At 46.9% G+C, this 26,707-nt stretch carries 21 protein-coding genes and 1 tRNA gene; 10 read left to right on the forward strand and 12 right to left on the reverse strand.

The genetic code is table 11. The features are described 5' to 3' along the window. Positions 1–41 precede the first annotated feature (41 nt). Positions 42–473 carry a hypothetical protein gene (locus tag F3I09_RS05305; RefSeq protein ID WP_149694008.1) on the reverse strand — a complete coding sequence of 144 codons (432 nt, stop codon included), beginning with the start codon at positions 471–473 and terminating at the stop codon, positions 42–44. Between the two features lie 173 nt (positions 474–646). On the opposite strand from F3I09_RS05305, the gene F3I09_RS05310 reads away from it, so the two are divergent. Both F3I09_RS05310 and F3I09_RS05315 read left to right on the forward strand, forming a co-directional pair. Then, positions 647–2,803, forward strand: coding sequence for a S46 family peptidase (locus F3I09_RS05310; protein WP_149694009.1), 2,157 nt, complete (start codon positions 647–649; stop codon positions 2,801–2,803). A gap of 285 nt (positions 2,804–3,088) precedes the next feature. Then, positions 3,089–3,445 carry an IPT/TIG domain-containing protein gene (locus F3I09_RS05315; RefSeq protein WP_149694010.1) on the forward strand — a complete coding sequence of 119 codons (357 nt, stop codon included), beginning with the start codon at positions 3,089–3,091 and terminating at the stop codon, positions 3,443–3,445. A 70-nt stretch (positions 3,446–3,515) separates the two neighbouring features. On the opposite strand, the gene F3I09_RS05320 is transcribed toward F3I09_RS05315, so the two are convergent. The 6 genes from F3I09_RS05320 to F3I09_RS05345 all read right to left on the reverse strand — a co-directional run bounded on the left by F3I09_RS05320 (position 3,516) and on the right by F3I09_RS05345 (position 11,111). Continuing rightward, positions 3,516–3,956: an META domain-containing protein gene (locus F3I09_RS05320; protein ID WP_149694011.1), complete on the reverse strand. Its 441-nt coding sequence runs from the start codon at positions 3,954–3,956 to the stop codon at positions 3,516–3,518. Positions 3,957–4,016: 60 nt separating this feature from the next. After that, positions 4,017–4,892, reverse strand: a complete 876-nt coding sequence (locus F3I09_RS05325; protein ID WP_149694012.1) for a hypothetical protein — start codon at positions 4,890–4,892, stop codon at positions 4,017–4,019. A gap of 22 nt (positions 4,893–4,914) precedes the next feature. Continuing rightward, positions 4,915–5,571: an alpha-ketoglutarate-dependent dioxygenase AlkB gene (locus F3I09_RS05330; protein ID WP_223233144.1), complete on the reverse strand. Its 657-nt coding sequence runs from the start codon at positions 5,569–5,571 to the stop codon at positions 4,915–4,917. Positions 5,572–5,640: 69 nt separating this feature from the next. After that, positions 5,641–7,449 (reverse strand): translational GTPase TypA, encoded by a 1,809-nt coding sequence (gene typA, locus F3I09_RS05335; protein ID WP_149694013.1) that lies wholly within the window; start codon positions 7,447–7,449, stop codon positions 5,641–5,643. Between the two features lie 288 nt (positions 7,450–7,737). Next, the gene (locus F3I09_RS05340) at positions 7,738–9,993 is read right to left on the reverse strand and encodes a patatin-like phospholipase family protein (RefSeq protein WP_149694014.1); all 2,256 of its coding nucleotides are present in this window, start codon (positions 9,991–9,993) and stop codon (positions 7,738–7,740) included. A 65-nt stretch (positions 9,994–10,058) separates the two neighbouring features. Then, positions 10,059–11,111: a COX15/CtaA family protein gene (locus tag F3I09_RS05345; protein WP_149694015.1), complete on the reverse strand. Its 1,053-nt coding sequence runs from the start codon at positions 11,109–11,111 to the stop codon at positions 10,059–10,061. 198 nt (positions 11,112–11,309) lie between these two features. Here F3I09_RS05345 and F3I09_RS05350 point away from each other — a divergent pair, with 198 nt between their 5' ends. Next, positions 11,310–11,738, forward strand: a complete 429-nt coding sequence (locus F3I09_RS05350) for a hypothetical protein (RefSeq protein ID WP_149694016.1) — start codon at positions 11,310–11,312, stop codon at positions 11,736–11,738. Between the two features lie 108 nt (positions 11,739–11,846). Here F3I09_RS05350 and F3I09_RS05355 read toward each other — a convergent pair whose 3' ends face one another. Beyond that, positions 11,847–14,870, reverse strand: a complete 3,024-nt coding sequence (locus tag F3I09_RS05355; protein WP_149694017.1) for a glycoside hydrolase family 3 N-terminal domain-containing protein — start codon at positions 14,868–14,870, stop codon at positions 11,847–11,849. Positions 14,871–15,245: 375 nt separating this feature from the next. On the opposite strand from F3I09_RS05355, the gene F3I09_RS05360 reads away from it, so the two are divergent. Both F3I09_RS05360 and obgE read left to right on the forward strand, forming a co-directional pair. Continuing rightward, positions 15,246–15,836: an adenylate kinase gene (locus F3I09_RS05360; RefSeq protein WP_149694018.1), complete on the forward strand. Its 591-nt coding sequence runs from the start codon at positions 15,246–15,248 to the stop codon at positions 15,834–15,836. A gap of 150 nt (positions 15,837–15,986) precedes the next feature. Beyond that, positions 15,987–16,991: a GTPase ObgE gene (obgE, locus tag F3I09_RS05365; protein WP_149694019.1), complete on the forward strand. Its 1,005-nt coding sequence runs from the start codon at positions 15,987–15,989 to the stop codon at positions 16,989–16,991. A 132-nt stretch (positions 16,992–17,123) separates the two neighbouring features. Here obgE and F3I09_RS05370 read toward each other — a convergent pair whose 3' ends face one another. Then, a complete protein-coding gene (locus F3I09_RS05370) occupies positions 17,124–17,708 on the reverse strand; it encodes a hypothetical protein (RefSeq protein WP_149694020.1) in 585 nt (194 codons plus the stop codon). Between the two features lie 494 nt (positions 17,709–18,202). On the opposite strand from F3I09_RS05370, the gene F3I09_RS05375 reads away from it, so the two are divergent. Further along, complete coding sequence (locus F3I09_RS05375) at positions 18,203–18,955, forward strand: hypothetical protein (protein ID WP_149694021.1); 753 nt, start codon at positions 18,203–18,205, stop codon at positions 18,953–18,955. 3 nt (positions 18,956–18,958) lie between these two features. Further along, entirely contained in the window at positions 18,959–19,648 is a 690-nt protein-coding gene (locus tag F3I09_RS05380; protein ID WP_149694022.1) for a DUF2306 domain-containing protein, read from the forward strand. Here the strand turns inward: F3I09_RS05380 and F3I09_RS05385 are convergent. The 3 genes from F3I09_RS05385 to F3I09_RS05395 form a co-directional block, all read right to left on the reverse strand. Further along, entirely contained in the window at positions 19,593–20,747 is a 1,155-nt protein-coding gene (locus F3I09_RS05385; RefSeq protein ID WP_149694023.1) for a tetratricopeptide repeat protein, read from the reverse strand. The two genes, F3I09_RS05380 and F3I09_RS05385, sit on opposite strands and share 56 nt — an antisense overlap. 499 nt (positions 20,748–21,246) lie before the next feature. Continuing rightward, positions 21,247–21,322: transfer RNA gene (locus tag F3I09_RS05390), tRNA-Thr, on the reverse strand. A 51-nt stretch (positions 21,323–21,373) separates the two neighbouring features. Then, complete coding sequence (locus F3I09_RS05395; protein WP_149694024.1) at positions 21,374–21,685, reverse strand: YbaB/EbfC family nucleoid-associated protein; 312 nt, start codon at positions 21,683–21,685, stop codon at positions 21,374–21,376. 66 nt (positions 21,686–21,751) lie between these two features. On the opposite strand from F3I09_RS05395, the gene F3I09_RS05400 reads away from it, so the two are divergent. From F3I09_RS05400 to F3I09_RS05410, 3 genes are read left to right on the forward strand one after another with little or no spacing between them, the layout of a single operon-like run. Next, on the forward strand, positions 21,752–22,999 hold the full coding sequence (locus tag F3I09_RS05400; protein ID WP_149694025.1) for an NAD(P)/FAD-dependent oxidoreductase: 1,248 nt from the start codon (positions 21,752–21,754) through the stop codon (positions 22,997–22,999). A gap of 2 nt (positions 23,000–23,001) precedes the next feature. Then, positions 23,002–24,108, forward strand: a complete 1,107-nt coding sequence (locus tag F3I09_RS05405; RefSeq protein WP_223233145.1) for a DUF2891 domain-containing protein — start codon at positions 23,002–23,004, stop codon at positions 24,106–24,108. 22 nt (positions 24,109–24,130) lie between these two features. Continuing rightward, positions 24,131–26,692, forward strand: coding sequence for a DUF3857 domain-containing protein (locus tag F3I09_RS05410; RefSeq protein WP_149694026.1), 2,562 nt, complete (start codon positions 24,131–24,133; stop codon positions 26,690–26,692). The last annotated feature ends 15 nt before the right edge of the window (positions 26,693–26,707 follow it).

The raw sequence follows: 26,707 nt of genomic DNA on the forward strand, positions 1-26,707 counted from the left end.
ATGATCTTTGCGGTAAAGGTAGGGAATTTCATTTCTTATCCCTACCGGAATAATTCCTTGAAATCCGCTTTAAACGCCTTCCACTCCTTATCCGTTTTTTTCATCAGCGTATCAATATCATTTCTGGTACTATCCCAGGCGTCGGCACTGCTGTTTTTTAACCCGGAAAGTTTACTATCTATCTGATCTCTCAATTTTGCCAGTTTAGTCCTGGCCTTTTTACTTTTTTCAGAGCCGTCTTTTTTCAACTCTTCCATTTTAGCATCTATTTCACGTCTACGTTCTTCAAGCCCATTCCGTAAACTGTCCCGCTGGGCTTCCATATATTCCCCGGCCTTTTCCGCCGTTTCCCTGACATCCTGTCCAATTTTTTCCACACCCTCCTTCAGTTCTTCCTTTTTCTCTTCCGTCCGGGTATTTTCCTGGCATGCCAGGAAGGCCAGTGCTGTCAACAGCAGCAGTATTCTTTTCATAAGTAGGCTTTTAAAGTGAATTTTTGTGTTCCGAGCCCGTCAACCAACTCCTTTTTTTGCAAATGCCATTCCAGTTTTACCCAGGTAGCTATTCACCGTTTACCACAGACAGTATGGCGCATATTGAAAAATTACCTAGGTTTGAACCTGTTTTTTAAAAAACGATACCAATTATGAAGAAAAATCTCCTGATCCTTCTGTTACTGCTGGCGGCACAATTCGCCAAAGCGGATGAAGGAATGTGGCTGCCCTATTTATTGGGACAGCAAGTGTACAACGATATGGTGAAGAAAGGGCTTAAGCTGACGAAAGAACAATTGTACAGTATTAACCAAGCGTCTCTGAAAGACGCCATTATCATTTTCGGCGGTGGTTGTACGGGAGAAATAGTGAGTAACCAGGGGTTGATCTTTACCAACCATCACTGTGGCTACGATGCCATTGCTACTGCCAGCTCAGTAGAACACAACTATCTTAAAAACGGCTTCTATGCCCTCGACAAGCAGCAGGAGATCCCCGCTAAGGGTCTGTCTGTACAGTTCCTGGTACGGGTGGACGATGTGACCAAACAGGTGCAGGACGCCCTGAAAGGCATGAGCGGCCAGGAAAGACAGCAGCAACAGCAGAAAATCGTTGCTGACATCATAACCCAGGCCATCAACGGCACTAATTACGAAGCAAAAGTATTACCCATGTTCAAAGGCAACCAGTACCTGCTCTTTGTCTATGAACGTTATAAAGATATCCGCCTGGTAGGCGCTCCGCCGGAAAGCATCGGCAAATTCGGTGGCGATACCGATAACTGGGAATGGCCACGTCATACCGGCGATTTCTCCATCTTCCGTGTATATGCCGACAAGGACGGTAAACCGGCTGAATATGCTGCCGGCAACCAGCCTTTAAAGCCAAAACATTTCCTGCCTGTATCCATCAAGGGCATCAAGGAGAACGATTACGCCATGATATTTGGCTATCCCGGCGGCACCAACCGCTACGAAAGCTCTGAAGGCGTAAAGCTGAAAATAACTGTGGAAAACCCTTCCGTCGTGGCACTGCGCAGCGTTCGCCTGAAATATATGTTCGAACAGATGAAGAAAGATCCGGCTATCAAACTGAAACTGGCCTCCTCTTACGCCGGTATCGCTAATTACTGGAAATTCTTCGACGGGGAAACAAAACAGCTCGTGAAATACAACGTGCTGGAAGAAAAGCAAAAACAGGAAGCCGCCTTTGAAAAATGGGCGCAGGGCAAAGATGAATATGCCAATATCTTCCCTGATTATGCAGCTTCTTACAAGGCATGGACTCCTTACGCCAAACATCGTATTTATATCAATGAAGGCATCATGGGCTCCCCACTGGCGGCTTTTGCAGGCAGTCTGATGGCTGTGGAAAAAGCACTGGTACAATCCGGCACTTCCACCGATATGATCAAACAGAGCATCCAGGCGGCAGATAAAGCCCGTACCGCTTTCCTGGAAGAGGAAGACAAAGCCAGCGACCAGAAAATACTGGCAGCTACCTGCCACCTGTTCTACACAGATATTCCCCTGGCGCAACATCCGATCGGATTTTATGATGCTATCAAAGCGAAATTCGGTAGCCTGGAAGATGACAACACCTACCGCCTCTGGGCTTCTGCACTCATGTCAGGCTCCATGATCCTGAACGATGCCCGCTGGAAAGCGTTCATTGCCAATCCAGATGCCGTAACCCTGCAGACAGATCCGGCCTTCGCTTATTCCAGTGCATTCATCAAGAATTTCACTACCAAATACCAACCGCTGTACAATCAGTTCGTTACCAAAAACAATGACCTGGGCCGCGCTTACCTGAAAGGAAGAATGGAAATGGAACCTGCCAAAAAATGGTATCCTGACGCTAACTTCTCGATGCGTCTCACCTATGGTCAGGTAAAACCATACGCTCCCCGCGATGCTGTTGCATATGACTACGTATGTACTATGAAAGGTGTAATGGAAAAATATGTACCGGGCGACTACGAATTTGATCTGCCTGAAAATTATGTTTCCCTGTACAACAAAAAGGATTTCGGTCAGTACAAAGACCTCAGAAAAAATGATATCGTTACCTGCTTTATCACAACCAACGATATCACTGGTGGAAACTCCGGATCTCCCGTGCTGAATGCAAACGGAGAACTGATAGGTCTTGCTTTTGACGGCAACTATGAAGCACTGAGCCACAAGATCCAGTTTGATGCTGTATACAACCGCACTATCTGTGTGGATATACGCTACGTACTCTGGTGCGTTGATAAACTGGGCGGCGCAAGCAACATTATCAATGAGCTGAAGCTGATAAAATAATTAATAAACCGGAAAAAAGGGCTGATCATTTTCGTTGATCAGCCCTTTTTTATTAGATACCCGTTACCGTTCAGCACTATCTGATCACCTTTTTCAGTAGTTTGCTCAGATTTTTTTTACCCGGTACCAATACTCAATTTTCATTTCCAGGTATTAATACGCATTGTTAATCCATGAGTACTCCTTATCTTTGCGTCCGATTTGATTGAACACCAACAGCCGCAGTTAGCTCCATACACTACAGGCGCTGTTTTTTAAAACCCTGAACCCCAAAAAGAATAATTTATGTTTTACAGGAAAATGAATCTGGCTATTGCAGCCATGATGATGTGCTGTGTGTACAGTTGTCATGTAAATCCTTCTGCTGAAAAAGAATCCTTATGTATACAGGATACGCTTCCCGCAGGCTCTACTGATATAGTATTGACCATTAAAGGAAAAAACTTCAGCAATGTTACAACCGACAATAAAGTAATCGTAGATGACGTCGAAGCGTCTATCATCAGTGCATCTGACAACCAGTTAGTAGTACGCATTCCTGCAAGGAAATCAGCTAAAATAGCTGTAACCGTTAAAGTAGGTAATGAAGTATCTGAAACCGTTCTCGTGGACAATCAGATCGTAATGCTGGCCGGTAGATAATAAGAAAATGCGGCGCATATCCGGAAAGGCAATGACCTGTTCCGGTATGCGCCGCATTCATTTGTATACGTTACTCTTTTATAACTGCTGCTTTTTTATAGCCGTCAAACAACATGGCAATTCTTCCGCTATCGCGGAATTGTAATTGCCGCTCTTCAAACTTCATTGTATAAGTCCTGTCGCTAAGCATGCGCAGGAAAGCGCTCTCCCTTTCATTGGCCTGCGCATCAACACATGCCATTCGGGTGCTTATTACTTTCCCAAAAGTGATCTCGTTACCATCCAGCTGATATTCACCGGCTACTTTATTACAGCCTCCGTTACCACTGAAGTGGTGCGTTGCTGAATCAAACTCCAGCCATATGGGTGATTTTTCCTGGACAGTCCCGTTCATATTGACAAGGCTCCATCTTTTGTCCTGTATGCTGTTGATAGCCTGTTGTTTGGCCACTTTCTGCTGATTACAGGTATTGGCAAGCAGTACAAGGAGCATAGCTGTTAATCTGACCATGATCTTGTGGTTTTTCGGTGTTATGATACATACACAGGAACAAAAACCACTCCATATAGTTTACAGTTTCCGGATCTTCCGCAATACTTCTTCATAATAGGCCCGTTTATCCGTCGCTGAAATTTCTATCACTTTTACATCGTTGGCCACCAGCATTTCCAGCTTGAACTTAGCGCCCGGCGCAAGTTCTGCCGGAATATAATAATACAGGGCATTCTTCACTGGAATGGTATTCTTCTGGAATTTCTGCCTTGCCCTATAGGTCAGCAGCCACCACAGGTCTGTTTCTACAAAATCAAGCGACAAGCCGAATATGTGAATATCCTGCGTAAAGAAAAGATCCAGCCAGGAATCCTCTTTTACCGGCAAATGCTGGCTGATACGCTGTACCAGCGACTTCCGGGGCGCCTGCAGACTGGTATACGTCGTGCCGGACACAACATAGTTCCGCATTTGCTGCAACTGGCCGCCATAATGCTCAAACCCAAGATTGATACTCAGCGGGTTCAGGCAATCGCCATGGATATGCCAGTAATTTGTATTCCCTATTTTATATTTTCTGAAGATGCTGAATATCCTTTCCAGGATCAGTCCATCACTCTGTGAAGGCGTTTCTCCTTCCAGGGTGAATTCATAATTTGTGGTCAGAATATGTGCCGGCGTCAGGTCGCGGATCGCGGCATGAATATCATTCTGCTCTATTTTAAGTGTCTTTTCTGCAATAAAGGATTTCAGTTGTACCTCTCTGATATGTTCCTGGCGGATGGCTGTCAGGAAAATCTCTTCATACAATAAGGGAAATGGCTTTCTCTCGTCCAGTTGTATACAACCGTCCGGAAGACAGAATTTAACAATGTCATTGAGAAGGTCTTTCCAGCTCTGACCTTTCGACATGTTATTAATATCATTGCCAATCAGTAAGATGGGGTTTTTCATGATCAATGTCTTAGTAGGTTATCTATCGCACGCGCTGTATCACCCTGAATGTGAGATTAATTCTTTCTCCTGATACTTTGGTTGTTTTCGGCACCTGATGCTGCCAGTGATGTTGCAGGGCACCTTTCATGATCAACAGTGATCCATGCTGCAATTCCAGTTCATATTTCAATCCGGCCTGCTGATGGCGCAGCATAAAACGCCGGGAAGCGCCGAGGTTAACGGAAGCAATGACTGGGTTCAGGCCCAGCTCCGGCTCATCATCCGCATGCCATCCCATGGAATCTTTCCCATTACGGTAACGGTTCAGCAGCACGCTGTTAAAGCGCACGCCTGCTTCGGGTTCTATCCGCTCCTTTATCCGTAACAACTCTTCTGTCCAGCCCTGTGGCGTATAAGTAGTACCCGAAAACGCATAGGTGCTGCCGGCATCTCCATACCATGCCATCAGGCGCGGAAACAAGACCTCTTTGCCATACATCTTCATACTTTCCTGTTGCCACACGATCTTTTCAATCAATGCCTGCAGATATGATGTAGCCTCCTGCAGGGAAAAGAACTGCGGATAGTAAACCAGCTCACCATCTTTCAGGGTAATATGCTGGCTGGCGGGATCACTGAATAATGGTATTTGCGGCTCCATCAATACAAAGATACAAAGGGGCTGCGCATCCAACATGCGCGTTGGTATAACAAAAAAGCCGCCCCGTTATTAACGAGGCGGCTCATATCTTGTAAACAGTTACGCTTATGCGTCTGCTTTCATCGATTTAGAAAGTCTCTTTCTCTCTTCTTCATCCAGGTACACTTTACGCATACGGATGTTGTTAGGAGTTACCTCGATACACTCATCGTGCTGGATGTACTCCATACACTCTTCCAGAGTCATCAGGGTCTTAGGCGCAATGCTGGTTGCAGCATCACTACCACTTGCACGCATGTTGGTCAGTTTCTTACCTTCATTCGGATTCACCACCAGGTCACCAGGTTTGTTGTTTTCACCGATGATCATGCCTTTGTACACTTCTTCTCCTGGATCTACGAAGAAGAAACCTCTATCCTGCAGTTTATCCAGAGAGTAAGCGGTAGTTGAACCTGCTTCTTTAGCCAGCAGTACACCATTGTTACGGCCAGGGATAGCGCCCTTCCATGCTTTATAATCATTGAAACGGTGTGCCATTACAGCTTCACCTGCAGTGTTGGTCAGCATCTGCGTACGCAGACCGATCAGACCACGGGAAGGAATTTCAAATTCCAGGTGCTGCATGTCGCCTTTGGTTTCCATGATCAGCATTTCACCCTTACGACGGGTTACCAGGTCGATCACTTTACTTGCAAATTCCTGCGGAACGTCAACTACCAGTGTTTCGTATGGCTCAGATTTCTTACCATCGATCTGTTTCAGGATTACCTGAGGCTGACCTACAGTCAACTCAAATCCTTCACGACGCATGGTTTCGATCAATACACCTAAGTGCAGGATACCACGGCCGTATACCAGGAAGCTATCAGCGCTGTCTGTATCAACTACACGCAGTGCCAGGTTCTTTTCAGTTTCTTTTATCAGACGGTCACGCAGGTGACGGGAGGTAACGAACTTACCATCTTTACCAAAGAACGGAGAGTTGTTGATGCTGAACAGCATGTTCATGGTTGGCTCATCCACGCTGATAACAGGCAATGCTTCAGGAGCCTCGAAGTCAGCGATGGTGTCACCGATATTGAAATCTTCGAGACCTACAACAGCACAGATATCACCTGGCTCTACCTCAGTCACTTTCTTTTTACCCAGTGCCTCGAAGGTGTACAGTTCACGTACACGGGATTTTTTAATAGTGCCATCTGTCTGTACCAGGGAGATCGGCTGACCTTCTTTGATAGAACCACGCGCTACACGTCCTACAGCGATACGGCCAAGGAAGGTAGAGTAATCCAGTGAAGTGATCTGCAGCTGCAGGTTACCTTCAGGGATCTTTGGTTCTGGTACATGCTTCAGGATACCATCCAGCAGCGGAGTAATATCTTCACACTGAGTCAATGAATCGTTGAACCAGCCGTTCTTGCCGGAACCGTAGTAGGTTGGGAAGTTCAGCTGCTCTTCTGTAGCATCCAGGTTGAAGAACAGTTCGAATACCGCATCATGCACTTCGTCAGGACGGCAGTTCGCCTTGTCAACTTTGTTGATCACCACAATAGGCTTCAGGTGTAGCTGCAGCGCTTTTTGCAGTACGAAACGGGTCTGTGGCATCGGCCCTTCGAAGGCGTCTACCAGCAGGATCACACCGTCCGCCATTTTCAACACCCTTTCCACTTCTCCACCGAAGTCGGCGTGGCCTGGAGTATCGATCACGTTAATTTTCACCCCTTTGTACTCAACAGATACGTTCTTACTCAGGATGGTGATACCACGTTCCTTTTCCAGGTCGTTATTGTCCATGATCAACTCACCTGTTTCCTGGTTTGCCCTGAAAACATTGGTGTGATGCAGGATTTTATCAACCAGGGTAGTCTTACCGTGGTCTACGTGCGCAATGATTGCTATGTTACGGATATTCATAAATCTTGTTCAATTTGTTCTGGCTGGTTGACACAGGTCGGGCCAAAGAAGGCGCAAAGTTACAATAAAATGTGGAAAAAGTGGGGATACGCTTTTAAATAATTGTGATCATTTCTCCAAATGATTCACTAAAAATCTAAGCTTCCGGTTGGCAATATGCTATTCCTCAACATCTTACAGCTAAAAACGGTCATTTCATCCTCACCTGTTCTGATACAAAAATACCATGTTAGGTACAGATTTGATTTTTTATTATTTATGGTCCCGCCCGGTTTTCAGGCAATTTTTCTAACGATTGCCCTCGGTCAGCAACGGACGGCCCAATGTATTCATCACACTGTCGAATGATGCCTGGTTGGTAGGATTATCCAGCGCACCGGCAATATCGATCTTTTCACGGGAGGTCAGGTGCCAGCTTAATGCTGCCGCCTTATCCTCTTTCTGGGGAACATACTGGAAAATGACCCGGTGGAATTTTCCGGGGAAATATCCCTCCAGGTAGGTCAGCTCATTGTCCTGTACGAAGTCCTGCATAGCGCTCCAATGCGCCTGCATCGTGAACAGTGGGTCGAACATCATATCATTCAGTTTCATAGACTGTTTGATAGACTTAATATCGTTCTTTCGGGTATCCCTTATCTGGATGTAGACAATGCCATCCGTATTTTCATTGACCCAATTACGGAAAGTATGCAGGAAGCGCATGGAAGCTTCCTGTCCGAAGTTATCCCGGATACCTGCATCCATTACATCCACAATAGGTTTGCTGGGCAGAAATACATTGGGTAGAACATAGGGGAAAGTAGCGCACATCCTGATGGCGCTGGCAATACGCAGGTCTGCCGCTCCCTGGTTGGCAAAATACTGGGAGAAATCCACGCCGTCCACATCCCGTACACTTCTTATCCCGGTTGAATACTCCGGCGCACAAAGATAGCTGACCGGCTGAGGGGAAATGATCAGGCGGCGGCCGTCGGCGTTGATAGTTGCGTTCCAGATCAGCATAGGGATCTGCGCTTTTTGTTCTGGTTCCCGGTAATCGCTGATGGTGCCGGACAGTACATTTCCCGTATTGCTGTTCAGCTGCAGTTCAAAGGCAAATCCCCTGTCTTTTGCATACCGGTTGTCCCCTATTTTGAATGAGCGGAACGGCGTAATAAAATCGTTCACCGCCATAGCCGTGAACACACAGTTCAGCAGATCGCGGGAAATGCGTTCTGTATAGGCGCTGTCCTGCATATTGATAGGTCTTCCCTTTTGCTTTTCCATGTACAATGCCCGGAAGTACGATGCTCCCATCATACCGCCGGAAGCCCCCGTCATCAGGAAAGTATTGTTCATCAGCTGCCCTTTCATCATAGCGTCCAGCCGCTGTAAAACATTCATGCTCCAGGTAGCGGCGCGTAAACCGCCTCCGCTGAAGTTGATGATGACCATCTTTGGCTTCCCGGGACCTTTGTATCGCGTCTTCCAGTTTTCCAGGATCTTCATCGTTTCTTGCTTATCCCGCTCCGCCCGCTCCCAGGTAAAGAATTGCTGCAGGGCTGTTACACTATATTCCGGCCGCTGCTTTCTTTCACCATAGTCAAGCCCGTAAGCCTTGTTACGGTTGTCCAGCAGGTCATGTTCCACCAACCAGTTCAGTGCAAACAGCATCACCAGCACCATAGGAATAGCCCAACTTTGCAAGAGGTAAGCATAGGCTCCCGCCACCCCTATCAGGAAAGCGAAAAAGATCATTACACTCGCGCCCGCAGGTATCCTGAATACAGGATAATCCATCAGAAAGGCCAGAATCACCAGAAAGATGAGCGCACACCCCACAGTGATCATCGCTGCAAAGTGATGCTGCTTCAGTATGCTATCAAGATAATGTTTGTTGTAGTGGTCTACATTCCTGGCCCGGCGGATCTTCCAGGGAGAGTTAAAATAGTTGTGTACAGGCAATGCATTTTCGTCTTTTTCCTGCGTGGGCTTCAGCACCAGGCGCAGGAAATTGCGGGGATTACCAAACTTCTTTTCCAGCCTGCGGCCGATATTTTTGTCTGCATTAAAAAAGTAAAAGAAACTGAAGAAGACGACGAAAAGATATCCGCAGATAAATCCTTCTGTCAGTAATAATATTTCAGGAACCGAACTCAACTGCTGATAACGCTGATATTCCCAGCCACGGAAAAGCAGGTTCACCATAAAGGCAATGGGGAAAATAGAATTGTTCAGGCAGTATTTAAAAAAAGGTTGGGAGGTAGTGGCAAGAAATTTAAAACGGCCGGTATGCAAAATGAAAGTGGTGATATTCCAGCTCATCGCAAACAAACCGGTGGCCAACCCCAGGATAGAGGTACTATAGAAGTTCACGTTGCCCAGATACTCTGGTGCAAGGTACAAGGCGTCACCACCAAATACCTTGGCAAATTCCCCGTTTATAGTGCTGAAAAGTATAGCCCAGAACACCAGCAACACCTGGTACTTGCGGAAATGAAGCAAGAACAGTTGTATAGGGAATGAGTAAAAGATCCTGACCAACAAAGATTTCACTTTCATCCGTACGCTAATTACAATAAACTTACGAAAAAGTTTAACATGTTACCGGACGGATGTTCGATCTTCTACACTTTCGCTGCCTTATTTCTGCTGAGGTACAAAGTCCACACAAGAGAGAGTAATAACAGCATGCCTACGCCCTGGTGAAGTATGCCCTGCAACAAGGGAATTCTCACCTGGCTGCCCAGCAGTGTGAGCACTCCCAGCATTACCTGCAATAATACCAGCAGTAAAGGCACATAGCGGATGCGGTGCAACAGGCTGTTCTCCGGTGCTTCTGAAGCTTTCCACCACCATATTACCACCAGGATAGTGATGAGGTAGGCCAGTCCGCGATGAATGAACTGTATAGTGATTGCATTGTGTGTGATATCTGTCAGCAGGCTTCCCTGGGTAAACATGCCCATTGGCCACCACATGCCATTGATATCGGGCCAGGTATTGGCCACAAGAGCTGCATGCAGTCCCGCCATAAAAGCGCCAAAAATGAGCTGTAATGTCAGTATTCCCAGCAGCCAGCCGTTCAGTTTACGCAGGCCTGGCATGGATAGTACCTCCCGTTTGTCAGTGCTCAGTTTCAACGCAAACCAGAATGTATAACACAGCAATACCAATGCAGCAATGAAGTGTACCGCCAGTCTTATATGACTCACGTAGAGATCTTCCGTATTCAGGCCGCTCTGTACCATGATCCATCCGATAGCGCCCTGTAAGCCCCCGAGAATGAACAGGATGATCATCGGTTTTATCATGGAAGCATCCAGCTTCTTTTTAAGAAGGAAATAGATAAAGGGAATTGCAAAAACCACCCCGATGAACCGGGCCCAGTTACGGTGCAGCCATTCCCAGAAATAAATGGCTTTAAAATCGGAGAGCGTAAAATGCCGGTTTATATACTGGTACTGGGCAATCTTCTGATATTTTTCAAAAGCCACCTGCCAGGCAGCCTCCGTCATAGGCGGTAAAGCCCCCATGATGGGTTTCCATTCGGTGATGGACAGTCCGGAACCTGTCAGCCTGGTGATTCCCCCCAGCAAAACCTGGACAATTAGCATTCCCACTCCTATATATAGCCAGATAGCCACCGGCCGCTGCTGTTGTAATCTCGATTTTTCCATAAACGCCAGCAAAGTTAGGTATCAATTAACAATTAAGAATGACATTCGTCATCTCTTCCTGCCCGTTTCATAATCCTATGTTAACCTACCCGTAACTTTCCGTTAATGTATCCCATCGATCTTTGCGGCGAATTAAGGAACCATGTATTAGCTAATACAAACAGACAACACCATCTAAACAAAAACAAACATTTTTGTATGAAACGCATATCGTTTTTATTAGCCGCTATCCTCGTAAACGTATCTTTTTCGAAAGCCCAGGAGACTGCCTATGCATACAATGACACCAAGGTAAGCATGGTAGTGAACAATGATGAAGCCCCTGCTCCTGTAACAGCTTTCAAACTGAAAGTTGCCCAGATTGAACCTGAGGCGCTTGTATTTAAGATCACTGTTGAGAATCCCGGCGTAGAAAAAGTAACACTGAGCATCAAAGATGCCAACAACTACGTATTGCATCAGGAATCATTGCCTGTTACCATGCTGTATGTAGCCAAGTTCAACATGCAGGAACTGCAGGACGGAGCTTATACTTTCGAAATCAGAAGAGGCAGGAACAGACTCGCAGAAAAGATTGTGAATATTAAGACAGAAACAAGCATCAACAGAACAGTATCAGTACAATAAGCATCCGTACGAAAGATATTGCAATCCATAAAAAAAATAGTGCCAGATGAATGGCCGTAAAGGCATACTTCACCTGGCACTATTGCCTATTTATCCCGCTCTCTATACCTATTTCTTCCCTCCCATCGCTTCATACAGCACTTCCATAATATTCTCCCGCACATGCTGTGTTATCAGCCTTTTATTATCCCCACCGGCAGGACAAACACGGTTGCTCAGGAAGATGAACACCAGCTGCGACTGTGGATCTACCCATATACAGGTGCCCGTAAAACCGGTATGACCATAAGTAAGCGGCGAGGCACTTTTACATGGATAGGGCTCTCCATGGCGGCCATTATCTTTTTCAGGTTTATCAAATCCCAGTCCGCGCCTGCTTACATTGCTATTATAGCTTGTGAACAACTGCAGCGTCTCAGACCTGATATATTCTTTTCCATCGTATTTGCCACCATTCAGTAACATCTGCATGAGAATAGCCAGGTCTTCCGCATTGGAGAACAGTCCGGCATGCCCTGCCACACCGCCAAACATGGCCGCGCCCGGATCATGTACATCCCCACGTATCCACTGACGGCGGAAGATAGGCTCATTCTCTGTTGGCGCCAGCTGTGATAGCTGGAAGCGTTCCCGCGGACGGAAACCTGTATTGGCCATGCCCAGTGGCTCATAGAATGTTTCGCGTACATAGCGGTTCAGTTTCTTGCCTGTCAGCTGTTCTACAATTTCTCCCAGGAAGATGAAGTCATTGTCGCTGTATACATATCCCTGTTGTGGTTTCAGCGGGCTCTCCAGGATGCGGCGGTACATAGTATCCACATAATCGCCTCTCATATACAGATGTTCTGCTACCCGCACAGAATACACGGAATCTGCATAGGTATGGAACAATGCTGTGTCCGGGACTCCTTTTGCATCTATCACATCCTTAAAGAATGGAATAAAGGCCACCAATCCTGCCTGGTGCAGCAGCACATCGCGAATGCGCAGGCCAGCTTTGTTCGTGCCTTTCACCCATGGCAGATAATCGCCCAGCGTACTATCGAGGCTGAGTTTTCCTTCATCATAGAGGTGCATCACAGAAAGCGTGGTAGCGCATATCTTGGTTACTGATGCCAGATCGTATACCGCATTGGTCGTAACGGGTTCGCGCTTGGCGTAGTCAAAATATCCGAAAGTCTTATCGTACACGATCTTACCGTCTTTCATTGCCAGTATCTCACAACCCGGTGCAGCACCTTTGGCGATCATCTCGTTTGCCAGCACATCGATCTTCTGTAACACCTGGCTGCTCATACCCACGGTCTCGGGTTTCACATGCTGCAGTTCTGTTTTCACTATAGGGTTTGGCGGCGTTTGTATGATACCGGTACCATACGGGAAGTTCGGGCATACCGTTACCGATAGCTTACCCTTCGCTGCCTGCTGGCCAAATAAGATAGCTGCCGCTGTACGCTGGGTAATATCATCATCCTCATAAGCCGCAATAACGGTAGGCGCATCGCAGAAATACTGGATAGCATAAGGATTACCAAATACAACAGTAACCGAAGGCATTTCCTGTTGCAGCTGCTGTATAAGCAGGCGCTCTGCTGTACTGATACCAAAATTGTTAGCCGGACGGCGGGCATAGTTATGCAGGCTGATGATCACAGCCTGGTAGTCCCGCTTCAGGCGCTCCACTACCTGCGGTACCTGGGTTTCCGACTGACGGGCAGTGAAAATGAAAGAATTCACATCCGGCCGGAGGGTCTTAACAGTTTGCAGAAAAGCATTATTCACATCTGCACCTACCGCAATAACGGCGATCTTGCCGGGTGTATGCAGCGTGAACGGAATAAGGTTGTTATCATTCTTCAGTAAAGTAATAGCGTGCTCACCTATGCTTTGGGTAAGGGAGTCTGTCGCCGCATTCAGATCACTGGTCAGGTTATTCACATCTATGAACTGCGGTTTGTTCAGCCCCAGTTTATATTTAGCCAGCAACACTTTCTTTACCCGCTGGTACACTTCCTCTTTAGAGATCTGTCCTCTTCTGATGGCATGTTTGATAGCATCCACACTTCCTGCCGCTGTAGAAGGCAGCATCATCATATCATTTCCCGCCAATAGCGACTGAGCAGCCTCTTCCCCGCCAGTGTAAAACTTAGCGATACCTTTCATCTCCAATGCATCAGTGATGACAATGCCTTTATACCCGAGCTCTCCCTTCAGGAAATCGGTGATGGCTTTATGCGAAATGGAAGTAGGCGTATTGGGTGTGCTGTCGAGCGCCGGAATGTAAAGATGGGCCATCATGATACTCTGCACCCCTGCTTCTATTGCCCTGCGGAAAGGATAGAGTTCCAGCGAGTCCAGTTGCTCCCTGCTTTTCCGGATCACCGGCATATCCAGGTGAGAGTCTACATCAGTATCGCCGTGACCGGGAAAGTGTTTGGCAACTGCCATCACATTCTGATCCTGTATGCCCCTGATGACCTGTACACCCATACGGGCTACCTGGAATTTATCCTGACCGAAAGAACGGTCATTGATCACAGGATTATTGGGGTTGTTATTTACATCCATATCGGGCGCATAGTCCACATGAATACCCAGGCGCCTGCATTGCATAGCCAGCACCTGTCCGTACCTGTAAGCCAGCGTGCTGTCCTGCATGGCGCCCAGCATCAGCTGGCGGGGCAGTGGTTTTACGCTGTCCAGGCGCATGCCCAGCCCCCATTCCCCGTCTATGGCTATCATAAGCGGGGTTTTCGAGATGGATTGGTAGTAGTTGGTGAGATTAGCCTGCCGTACAGGGCCTCCCTGAAAAAAGATGAGTCCCCCTACCTTGTTGTCCTGGATATCCTTCGCTACTTTTCTAACGTGGTCTTCCCCGAGGTTAGAATGCGCCCTGATCATGATGAGCTGGGCAATGCGTTCGTCGTCGTCCAGCGATTCGAAGACGCTATCCACCCAACGGGTGGCTTCATCATCCTGCTTTACCTTTACGGGTTTATTGCTTTTTGCTTCCTTTAGCACCTGTTGTTTTGGCGTTCCGGGCCCTGGTTCCTTTCCCGGCATTTTCCGGGGCACACCCCCTCCTGCCATGCATAGAGAAGAGAGACCTAAAATCATTAATTGCTTCATCATCATCGACTAAACTTACAAATTATTACTCCATAGTACATAGCGTTCCGACTATGGCTCTGAACATTTTTATGTTTAAACAGCTAATTTTTTTTACTTGACAATTTGATCCGTGGATATCATACGGCAGTAGAATTGTTTATATTTACGTTAACCTGTGATATGATTTATTTACATAATGTCTGTAAAAGCGATGCGTTAACCATTACACATCAACAGTGAACTTCTTAAAAATAATCCATTATTTACAGCAAATCATTAAAACATATCTAGGAAATTTCTTAAATATTTTACATTATTCAAGCAATTGCAATTTTAGTTACCAATACATTCAATTGTTTGCTATATTTGCATCCTTGCTAAAGCATTTTTTAAAACATGGTCAATATCATTTTATTTGGCCCTCCCGGTAGCGGTAAGGGCACTCAGAGTGCTAACCTGATTAATAAATTCGGGCTCATTCACCTGTCCACCGGCGATTTGCTGCGCAGTGAAATTGAAGCCAAAACACCCCTTGGCCTGGAAGCCAAGAAAGTGATGGACCAGGGTATACTGGTGCCAGATGAGGTGGTGATCGGCATGATCAGCTCCAAACTGGATGCCAACCCGGAAGCAAGAGGTTTTATTTTTGACGGATTCCCCCGTACTACCGCCCAGGCTGAAGCCCTGGACAAATTACTGGCACTGAAGAAAACTTCCATTTCCGTTGTACTGGCGTTGGAAGTACCTGAGCATGAACTGATCAGCCGCCTGCTGGGCAGAGGCGCTACCTCTGGCCGTCCGGACGATGCGAATGAAGATGTGATCAGGGCCCGTATCGTGGAATATCATAATAAGACCGCTCCTGTAGCTGACCACTATGCCAAATACGGTAAGTTCAAGAAGATCAAGGGAGAAGGTTCCGTTGAGGAAATATTCGGACGCCTGAGCAAAGAGATCGAGAGCCTGGTCGTAGAGGAAAAAGTATAACAGACTATTCCCATATATTTTAAACGCAAAGATTGTAAGTAAGCATTTTAGCGCGCTATGCGTAGTTAAAATGCCTGAACTTAACGATCTTTGCGTTTTTATATTTATACATGCCCTTCAAACAGGGGCGTGTAGCATAAATCAAATACTTTGGAAAGAGGCAACTTTGTTGATTACATAAGGATCTACGCCAAATCAGGTAAAGGAGGCGCAGGAAGTGCCCACTTCATGCGTACCAAATACAACCCGGAAGCCGGTCCCGACGGTGGTGACGGTGGCCGTGGCGGGCATATTATCCTGAAAGGGAACTCCCAGTTATGGACCCTGCTGCACCTGCGCTGGTATAAGAACGTGGTGGCAGAAGATGGCGGCAATGGCCGTGATAATAACAGTACCGGTAAGAACGGAGAGGACATCATCATTGAAGTGCCCCTGGGTACCCAGGCCTTCGATGAAGAAACCGGCGATATGGAGGCGGAAATCCTGCATGATGGAGAAGAAATAATCTGGATTCCCGGCGGACAAGGCGGACGGGGAAACAACTTTTTCAGATCCCCCACCAACCAGGCCCCGGACTATGCACAACCGGGCATGCCCAGCATTGAAGGCTGGAAAGTACTGGAACTGAAAATGCTGGCAGATGTGGGGCTGGTAGGGTTTCCCAATGCGGGAAAATCAACCCTGCTGTCCACCATCACTGCTGCCAGACCTAAAATAGCGGACTACGCATTTACCACCCTGACCCCTAACCTGGGTATGGTACCCTACCGTAATGACCGTTCATTTGCGATAGCAGACCTTCCCGGTATCATTGAAGGAGCACACGAAGGAAAAGGTTTGGGACACCGCTTCCTGCGTCATATTGAAAGAAACTCCGTGCTGTTGTTCCTGATCCCGGCAGATAGCCAGGATCATAAGAAGGATTTTGAGATACTGGTGAATGAGCTGGAACAATACAACCCCGAACTTCTGGATAAACAGTTTCTGCTGGCCATCAGTAAAAGCGACATGCTGGACGATGAGCTGAAAGAAGCGATCACAGAAGAGCTTCCTGACAATGTGCCGCATGTCTTTATCTCTTCCGTTACCCAGCAAGGTCTGTCTGAGTTGAAAGATATGCTGTGGCAGGCATTGAACAACAACACAGTAAAATAAAATAAAAAGGGATCAGCAATTGAGTAAGGATCCTACCTCCTTGTTCAATTGCTGATCCCCGCTTATATCGTTTAGTCAAAAAACGTTAGATGCCACTGTTTTGTAACCTCCACGCAACTAAACCACATCAAATTAGTCTTTCAGCCCCAGGTACAGCTGCACCGCTTTATAGTTATTCCAGTCAATCGGCGCTTTACGTGCCGGTGTACCTCCGGGTATCAGGATATACCTGTATTGCTGATATTTTACTCCAGCTTGCGTCACCGTACTAATGTCCCCGTTAGAGGTGAGCTGGATAGTATTGAGATAGAAAATCGGATCGATAGTCAAGCCACTATAAATGCTAAAATAGGGTAGCGGTATAACCGTTGGATCAGCGGCACTGAAACCATTCAGGTAAACTTTGATCTCACCAGTGCTCAGCATATCAAGATCAAGTTTGGTCTCCGCTATTGTAGCAATGTACTGTAAGGTATCAATAGTTCCGTCTGGATTATGGACAGTATCAGGCTCATATGTTACATCCAGCCAGTCCGAATAGATCACATTGGCTGTACCAGCGGGACCGGCAGGACCAGCGGGGCCACCGGGACCGGCGGGACCAGCAGGGCCTTGTGCGCCGGCAGGACCGGTAGCTCCATCTTTGCCGCACGATACGGCAAATAATGCGAAGGCCAGCAAAAGACAGGAAATAATGTTGAAAGACATTCGTTTCATGAAGTAAAATTTTGGTTGTTATCAAATTTGGGTAAATACTACTGTGCGACTATGCTCGAAAAGAACAGATAATGCAGGCGATACAGGGGCCGCAAAAAAAGACGTTGCTAACAGAATTATTACTGCATTAAATATACAAAAGAAACGGCGAGTTTTAAATATCCTGGTAAATAGAAATTATTCATGTCATGAATGAAAATTCTATGAGAAATCCCACACAGGAGCCACCCTGTTAAATACCCGCCTGCGTGAAAAACCGGAAAAGACAGGCAGGCTGAAAGCAGCTGTATCAGCAGCCTGGATAATAAATCCATGTTATTGTGGGGATTTCGATTATCCGTTACAGAAAGCTGTCAGGAATACATGGAAATATGTGCCCGGCTGTCCCCTTCTACTGGGCAACCAGGTGATCGCACGTGACAGGCTGGAACAATTTCTCGTTGATGGTAATGCACAAATCTGCATTTATTAGTTACTTTACAAAAAAACACCCTGTGAAATACATTATTACAGCATTCATTGGTGCATGCTTTATTAGTGCATGCCAACCATCTACATCTACCCCAACAACTACAACTGCAACTGACAGCACCGCAACAAAGGGAACCGCAGAGGAGGCTCCCCTGGAGGCAAGGATACTGGGAGTCTATAAAGGCGATTTCGTTGGCAGTCCTATTTACATTACCATCAACTACTGCAGTGGCAGCAAAATAGCCGGTTACAATACACACAAAGGCCTCAGAAGAAATCTAAGCGGCAGTATTACCAACAAAGGAGATAAATTGGATATTCAGCTTTCTGAACCCGGCGATCATGAGTTTGACGGTGTTTTCTCTCTGCTGATGGATGCCTCGCTCACCAAAGCTACCGGCTCATGGAAACCCTCCAACAATAAGTCTCTGGCCGAAAAGCAGTTGTCACTCACCAAACTCATGGAAGATGCCAGCGCCCTGGGTATCAATTACATGTCAGGAGAGCACTGCGATATCCTCTTTGATGCTGATGGCAGCTGTATACTGAACTACTATGAGATGGCAAATGATTCTACCTTCTCAAAGCAAATGAACACGCTGAGAGGCACCTGGGAAAAGCAATCGGATACACTTATAGTGGTGAACTGGCAACCGAACCCGGTTTACCAGCAGCGGTCTACCACATTTATCCTCAAATATCCATCCGGCGAAGGCTCATCTATAAGTCTTACCGATACCACAGGATTTTTCAGTTTTATTGAAAATTACTATTGATCTATGCCCTCTTTCGCAAGACGTATAGCCTTTTACCTGTTTGCCGCCAGCATCCTGTACACCTCCTGGCTGATGCTGTTATTGAGTCTTCCCTATACCTCCTTTGACCGGTATGTGGACTTTCTCATGACGAAACAGCTGGTATATCATATCCGTCACTGGCGGATCAGCTTTTATGTGCATGTTTTTACCAGCGTCATCGTACTGATAGCAGGGCTGTTGCAATTCAGCAATTATCTGCTAAAAAAATTTCCCGGCCTGCATCGCAGGTCCGGGAAAATATATGCAATAGTCATCTTGTTCTTCAGTGGTCCCGCCGGGCTGGTCATGGGCTTTTACGCCAATGGCGGATTACCTGCCCGTATCAGTTTCGTGTTGCTCGCGTCCCTATGGCTGCTCACCACTTTCCTGGGCTGGCGCTATGCCCTGCAACGCAGGTGGCGGCTACATACCGGCATGATGGTCCGGAGTTATGCCCTCACCTTATCTGCCATTTCATTACGCCTGTATGCTTTCCTGATAGGCACCTTCAATCTCCCTATCCGCCCCGTTCCGGCTTATATTCTTATCTCCTGGCTTAGCTGGACATTGAACCTGCTGATAGCAGAAGCCATTATCCGCCGGGGGCTGGGATATCTTAACGATTCATTCCCAGCAGATTCTCCTTCCTCACAAAATGACCGTCTTCTGTAATACTGTATAGTTGTTTCTCCAGCAATTTCACATCCTCCAGCTCATTGTCTTCATAACCCTCGTTTTCGGGGTCCTTCTTATACACCTGACTAAACAATCCTATCTCGATATTGCCATTCTCTGTTAATGTGGCTACACGGAATGGTTCTTTCAGTAATACGTGCCCACCAATCAGCAGTTTGTCAATCAGCTTTCCGACATGATCAAAGCTGACGATATAATACTCCGGAGGAACATAGCCGTTCATGATGACATTCTTTACTGCATAAACAAGCGTCTTAACACTATCTGTCGCTTTTGCCAACCCCACATGATAGAATTCATATCCTACCTCACGGGAAAATTTATCATTATTACGCATTTCAGCCACAAAACGTTCATACTCGTACGATATGTAGTCTTCTCCCAGCTTTTTGCCATACTTCTCGTCCAGTACCAACGGATAGGATACCGGTTTAAACTCATGCCAGAACAGGTTCCATTGCAGTTTGTCGGGGTCAGTAGCACCGCTTAGGGCAGCAGCAACTTCAGTGTTAAAATCCGTGACGTTTCTCAGGTATTGGAGATCTTTATCCCCAAAAATGTTCTTGGTATTGCTGTACCCGAACTCAATTGCAGAGATAAGATAATAATGGGCTGCCTTTGCCTCTTGTGCCCTGGAATATACGCAAGCCAGGTTATACAACACCTTTGAAGTTGGCTTATAATCCAGCACCTCTGCTATCTCATAAGCAGACGCCGCATCCTTCAGATTATTCAGCTCTGCCAGCGCGTTACCCAGTTCAAAATAAGCCCTGGCTTGTGGCTGTTCCATGATGGACTGCTTAAACAGCTTCACCCCCTCATCAGGATTCTTCTGATTCCTGTATGCATCCACTCCTTTCAGGAAATACTTGTCGGATATCCTGCTCTTTCCCTTAGTGATGGAGACTGCACTCAGGACTAACTGTTTATCGAATATCTGGTCTTCGCTGATCACAGCGGTGAATTGTCCCTGCCCCGGATGTTGGGGATCTGCCTTTGTTGTAGCGTCCGGGGTGCTTGGGGCATTGCAGGCAAACAGGGAAATACCTGCCGCCAGCAGTAATACATAGCGCATAGGAAGTTGCTTTATTATATAAAGATAATAACAAGTATTAACATAATACATCAGCTGTACTTCGATTCTTCAAGGGAGAGATAATGCCTTTATCAGGCACCTTTGATTACTGTTTCTCATATATGAATCATCCTCAACCCATATATAACCCATATATAACCCATACCTTTTAAATATGGATTATATATGGGTCATATATGGCTTATATATGGGTTATATATGGGTTATCTCCGAGAAAGCACTATGATAGCGACCTTACAAGGATTATATAAAATACTTGTTTTGTAAAAGACTGAGAATAAATATTATTTATCTTATCTCAGATTCGTATAAGTTCTAATTTCTGTGGATTTGGTCACTAACGAATCCAAAATTCCTTGAGCGCCGTCAGGAGTTGAGGAGGTATAAACTGTTTGCGGGCTCTTTATGAAGATGCATTTTCCGGATAGAAAAAAACCACTGGCAATAAAAATGACCAGTGGTTTCAATGATGTTGCTATGGAGCCAACCATGGGATTCGAACCCACGACCTACAATTTACGAAACTGTTGCTCTACCGGCTGAGCTAGGTTGGCATACAGTCCACGCAATTTAAGCCATTCAGCTGCGAAGCAGCAGCGTTACTGTTAAAACAGTCCGCCTAAAGGGCCCAGCATACCGCCAGCGATTCCTTTCATTTCAGCGTCCCAGGCATTCTCTGCATTTTTAAGCGCCCGGTTCAGTGCTGTGATCATCAGATCTTCCAGCTCTTCCTTATTGTCTTTTTCGAGCAGGCGTTCTGCTATATCAATACTTTTTACCTCACGATTACCTGTCACAACTACCTTGATTGCCCCGTCTCCGGCCTCGCCGTCAACGGTGATCAGGGACAGGCGGTCTTTACTTTCTTTCATTTTAGACTGCGCTTCCTGCAGTTTTCCAAATAGATCTCCGAACATGGTTAGTTGATTTTAGGCCGCGAATATATTCCTCTTTTCTTTATCTTAACAGCTTAAATGTACAGGATGTTGGAAACTAAAGTATGTATTGTTGGAGCTGGCCCTGCCGGAGCTGCGGCAGCCCTCCAGCTGGCACAACTCGGTATTGAATGTATCGTGGTGGACAAGGCTGTTTTCCCGCGGGATAAAGTTTGTGGCGACGGCCTGAGTGGAAAAGTGATCACAGCACTGAACCGTATCGATCCTGCCATTGCAACCCGGCTGAAAGAAGCCAATTTCAAAGTGAACAGCTGGGGGGTTACATTCGTTTCTCCCGGCAGGCATAGCCTGGATGTGGGTTATCGCCCCGATTATAACAGCAATATTGAGAATCACAAGGAAACGCCTATCGGTTATGTATGCAAACGCATGGACTTTGATAATTTCCTGGTAGATGAGATCAAACGCAGGCCGGAGATAAAATTGCTGGAAGGCGTCACTGTGGATAAATACGAACTGAAGGAAGACGGTTACATTGTGACCGGCAGCAAAGGTTTCCAGGCAAAAGCACAGCTGCTTATCATCGCCAACGGCGCTCACTCGTCTTTTACAAAGGAAGTAGCTAATATCACGATGGAGCCGAAACACTATGTGGCTGGCATCCGCGCGTACTACAAAAACGTTAACGGCAACAACGCTGATAACTTCATAGAACTGCACTTCCTGAAAGACCTTCTACCTGGCTATTTCTGGATCTTCCCTCTGCCAAACGGGGAAGCCAATGTAGGCGTAGGCGTGCTCAGCGAGGCAGTGCGTAAAAAGAAGATGAACCTGAAGAAGTCCATGCTGGACATCATCGCCAACGATCCTGTGTTTAAAGAGCGTTTCAAAGACGCAGCGCTGATAAGCAACATCGAAGGATATGGCCTTCCGCTGGGCAGTAAGGTAAGAGTTATTTCCGGCGAGCGCTATATGCTGGTGGGAGACGCGGCCTACCTCATTGATCCATTCACCGGTGAAGGTATCGGCAATGGCCTTTATTCCGGGCGTATTGCGGCATTAAAGGCTGCGGATGCCCTTAAGGCAAACAACTTCTCCGCTGCACAGCTGGCGGCTTATGACGCTGAGGTATACCGTGTAATGGGTCCTGAGCTGAGACTGAGTCACCGGCTGCAGAAGCTGATCAAATATCCATGGTTGTTTAATACGCTTATGAAAGTGAGCAGCCGTAATAAACAGCTGCAGGAACTGCTTTCCTGCATGTTCTATGAGGTGGATCTGCGTAAGAAGCTGGCCAAACCATCATTCTATGTAAAACTGTTGTTCAATCGCTAGCAGTGAAGAAAACATTTATTCTGATATCCCTGATAACCGGTTTCCTGATGTCATCTGCATCTGCACAAAAGGCTTTTTATACCCGCAAGAGCAGTGGTTTGCTGGATCTCACGCCGGCAGGCGCAGCGCATCTTGCGGAACTGCCCTTACGCTGCATGCAGCAGGAATTCCCTTATAAGACCGGGATTGTCTTCTCAGACACTTCCCTTATTACTGTGCCGAAAAACTATCATCCGGCATTTTACGGCTGTTTTGACTGGCATAGCAGCGTACATGGTCACTGGATGCTGGTACGCCTGCTGAAGTCATTCCCCGATCTGTCAAAGCAACAGGAGATCATTACCAAACTATCTCAGAACCTGACAGCGGCCAACATCGCGCAGGAACAGAAGCTCTTTCGGAACAAGGAGAATAACGGTTTTGAACGTATCTACGGCTGGAGCTGGCTGTTGCAGCTGCAAAGGGAACTCCTGACCTGGAATGATCCCCTGGGCAAACAGCTGGCGGCCAATGTACAACCGCTGGCCACCCAGTTCTCCAAAGCCTACATAGACTTCCTGGGCAAACTGGTGTATCCTATCCGCGTAGGCGAGCATACCAATCTTGCATTCGGGCTGTCCCTGGCATGGGATTATGCCGCTACCGCGAATGATACAGCGTTACAGCAGGCTATCCGCCAGGCAGCTATGCGTTTCTATGCTGCAGACAGGAACTGTCCTGCTACATGGGAACCCGGTGGCTACGACTTCCTCTCTCCCTGCCTGGAAGAAGCAGACCTGATGTGGCGCATTCTGCCGGAAAAGGAATACCAGACGTGGATCAAAGCCTTCCTGCCTGACTTGTTCGTCAAAGAAGTGACGGTGTTCAAAGTAGCCCAGGTGAAAGATGTAACGGATGGTAAACTGGTACACCTGTACGGTCTGAACCTGAGCAGGGCATGGTGCCTGTACGGCATTGCACGCCACGTTACGGACAACCGGGCTGCCATTCTGCAGTTGGCCAACCTGCACCTGGAATCTGCCATTCCGCACGTTGCCAGTGGCGACTATGCCGGCGAACACTGGCTGGCATCCTTTGCCGTGTATGCGCTGACGACAGAAAATAACTAATTGCCTTTTGCCTTTTATCCCTATGCACCGTATATCGCTGCTCATTGCCATATTTATCTGTTGTTTCTCTGCGGGGGCCAATGCTCAGCAAAAAAACTTCTCTATTACACCGGCGCCCGGCTGGCTGGTATCCTATCAGCCTGACCTGAAGCAGGTGCCCGATGCCCGCGATGTGAGCAACGGATACTATATACTGCTGTTTGAAGAGCAGCAACATGTGGAACAATCCGCCGTATACCACCATATGATCAGGCAGATCGTATCGGAAGCCGGTATCCAGAATGGCGCAGAGATAACCGTCGATTATGATCCGGTATACGAAAAGCTGCATTTCCATAAGATCCTCATCCGCCGTAACGGGAAAGTGATTAACCAGTTGCAGGCATCGAAGTTCAAGATACTGCAACAGGAAGATGATCTCTCCCGCTTTATTTATAGTGGCCTGTACACGGCATACTTCATCCTGGAAGATGTGCGGAAGGGCGATCAGATAGAGTTTGCCTATACGATAGAAGGTAATAATCCCATCTTCGAACATAAGTTCACCAGCCTGTTTTACCTGGCATTCCCGAATCCGGTGGTGAACTTTCATAAAAGCATTATTGCCTCTCCTAACCGGGAGATCCGGTTTAAAACCTTCAATAATGCACCTATGCCCGACAGGCAGATGGTGAACGGCATGCAGGTGTACAAATGGGAAATGACCAATATTCCGTCAACGGAAGTAGTGGATGATACTCCTGCATGGTTTGACAACTTCCCTTCTGTACAGGCTACAGAATACAAAGACTGGCAACAGGTGATACAATGGGGAGACCGGGTAAATATGGTACCTCCTCCCGGCCCTGCGCTGAAAGCCAAGATCGCTGAATTTAAGCGGGAGGCGGGCGATAACAAAGAGAAATACATGCTGAAAGCCATCCGCTTTGTGCAGGATGACATTCGTTATATGGGCATTGAAATGGGTGAATATTCCCACCGTCCCAATACGCCCGACAAGATACTGTTACAGCGTTTTGGAGACTGTAAGGATAAATCCCTGCTGCTGGCAACTATCCTGAAGGCAAACGGCATCTACGCCAATATGGCCTATGTGGATACTTATACCAGGGGTCATGTGGCAGATTATCTGCCGGCGCCCGATCTGTTCAATCACGCCATCGTCTATGCAAAACTGGACGATAGGGAATACTGGATAGATCCCACTATCAGCTACCAGCGGGGCAACCTATCGATGCTGACCGTGCCGGACTACCAGCAGGGTCTTGTCATTGACCCGGCGGGAAAGAATGGCTTCACCCGTGTTACCAATACAGGCAGGGGTAAAACCATCATTCATGAACATTTCCAACTGCCTTCTGACCGGAAGAATAAAGGCTCACTGACCGTTACTTCTGTTTTCACCATGCAGTATGCCGATGACCAGCGTGACGGATTAGCCAACAGCAGCCGGAAGGATAATGAGAACACCTTCCTCAACTATTATAAAAATGCGTATGGTAGCGTCACGATTGACTCTCCATTGCAGGTAACAGATATTCCTGATAGTAACCGTATCATTCTCAAGGAAAGTTATATCCTGCAATCTCCCTGGAAGACTGACAGTACAAAAGATCACGGGAACAACTTCAACATGAAGGCCAATCTCCTGAGAGATGCATTGCCGGAATATGCGGAAGAAGACCGGGAAGCGGCCCCGCTGGAGTTACGCTATCCCTTTTCACTGGATTATACCATCGCTGTTGAAATGCCTTCCGCATGGCCGGTTGAGGAAGAAGAACTGCATATAAAGAACGACTACTACTCCATTCATTTCGTCCCGTCAGTGAGGAACAACGTGGTGACGATGCACTATACTTTTGAGACTTACCAGGACCACATCCCGGCCAGTTTTATCAGCACGTATATCAAAGAGAGGAAACGGATCGATGAGTTCCTGGGGTATAATTTCTATTGGGATGCAGACGAGGGAGCGCAGGGAAGTGTGCCATCCCGGGGATTGAACTGGCTGATCATCGGCCTGGCTATATTCTTTGCAGCCGTATTTGCACATCATGCGGTACGTTTCAGCAAGCTATCCGTACAACCAGCAGGCACTTATGCATATCCTCCCCAGATCGGTGGATGGCTCGTGGTGATGGCCATTGGTGTTTTTATCAATCCACTAAATATCTTCAAAGGTCTGATAGAAGCCTCGATATTCAACAACAATGTGTGGCTACAACTGGACAAAGCAACCAATGCCACGCACAATGTTTCCATCCTTCAGTTGTTGCTGGTTACGGAGCTGGCGAGCGAAATCTGTATGCTGGTCTTCAGTCTGCTGCTGGTATCCCTTTTCTATAAGAAAAGAGATACATTCCCCAAAGCAATGATCGCCTTCCTGGCCTTCAACCTGACCTTTAATGTGATGGATAATCTGGCCTGCAATTATATTTTTGAAAGGAAGGATTGGGATACGGAAGGCATAAAGCAGATAATGCAGTCACTAGTAGCTGCTGCCATCTGGATACCTTACCTGATAAGGTCAGCGCGCGTGAAGGAAACATTCGTCATGCCGCATGAGAAAGAGATCATCAACTAAAAGAAAAGACCAGTG

Source organism: Chitinophaga sp. CF418 (assembly GCF_900142925.1).
Taxonomy (GTDB): Bacteria; Bacteroidota; Bacteroidia; order Chitinophagales; family Chitinophagaceae; genus Chitinophaga.

Coding starts and splice junctions, on each gene's coding strand:
- F3I09_RS05325 (WP_149694012.1), bottom strand. CDS start 4,892: ATGAAAAACCCCATCTTACTGATTGGCAATGATATTAATAACATGTCG.
- F3I09_RS05395 (WP_149694024.1), bottom strand. CDS start 21,685: ATGTTCGGAGATCTATTTGGAAAACTGCAGGAAGCGCAGTCTAAAATG.
- typA (WP_149694013.1), bottom strand. CDS start 7,449: ATGAATATCCGTAACATAGCAATCATTGCGCACGTAGACCACGGTAAG.
- F3I09_RS05360 (WP_149694018.1), top strand. CDS start 15,246: ATGGTCAATATCATTTTATTTGGCCCTCCCGGTAGCGGTAAGGGCACT.
- F3I09_RS05370 (WP_149694020.1), bottom strand. CDS start 17,708: ATGAAACGAATGTCTTTCAACATTATTTCCTGTCTTTTGCTGGCCTTC.
- F3I09_RS05305 (WP_149694008.1), bottom strand. CDS start 473: ATGAAAAGAATACTGCTGCTGTTGACAGCACTGGCCTTCCTGGCATGC.
- F3I09_RS05345 (WP_149694015.1), bottom strand. CDS start 11,111: ATGGAAAAATCGAGATTACAACAGCAGCGGCCGGTGGCTATCTGGCTA.
- F3I09_RS05315 (WP_149694010.1), top strand. CDS start 3,089: ATGTTTTACAGGAAAATGAATCTGGCTATTGCAGCCATGATGATGTGC.
- F3I09_RS05410 (WP_149694026.1), top strand. CDS start 24,131: ATGCACCGTATATCGCTGCTCATTGCCATATTTATCTGTTGTTTCTCT.
- F3I09_RS05355 (WP_149694017.1), bottom strand. CDS start 14,870: ATGATGAAGCAATTAATGATTTTAGGTCTCTCTTCTCTATGCATGGCA.
- F3I09_RS05400 (WP_149694025.1), top strand. CDS start 21,752: ATGTTGGAAACTAAAGTATGTATTGTTGGAGCTGGCCCTGCCGGAGCT.
- F3I09_RS05310 (WP_149694009.1), top strand. CDS start 647: ATGAAGAAAAATCTCCTGATCCTTCTGTTACTGCTGGCGGCACAATTC.
- F3I09_RS05320 (WP_149694011.1), bottom strand. CDS start 3,956: ATGGTCAGATTAACAGCTATGCTCCTTGTACTGCTTGCCAATACCTGT.
- F3I09_RS05385 (WP_149694023.1), bottom strand. CDS start 20,747: ATGCGCTATGTATTACTGCTGGCGGCAGGTATTTCCCTGTTTGCCTGC.
- F3I09_RS05340 (WP_149694014.1), bottom strand. CDS start 9,993: ATGAAAGTGAAATCTTTGTTGGTCAGGATCTTTTACTCATTCCCTATA.
- F3I09_RS05330 (WP_223233144.1), bottom strand. CDS start 5,571: ATGTTGGATGCGCAGCCCCTTTGTATCTTTGTATTGATGGAGCCGCAA.
- F3I09_RS05380 (WP_149694022.1), top strand. CDS start 18,959: ATGCCCTCTTTCGCAAGACGTATAGCCTTTTACCTGTTTGCCGCCAGC.
- F3I09_RS05350 (WP_149694016.1), top strand. CDS start 11,310: ATGAAACGCATATCGTTTTTATTAGCCGCTATCCTCGTAAACGTATCT.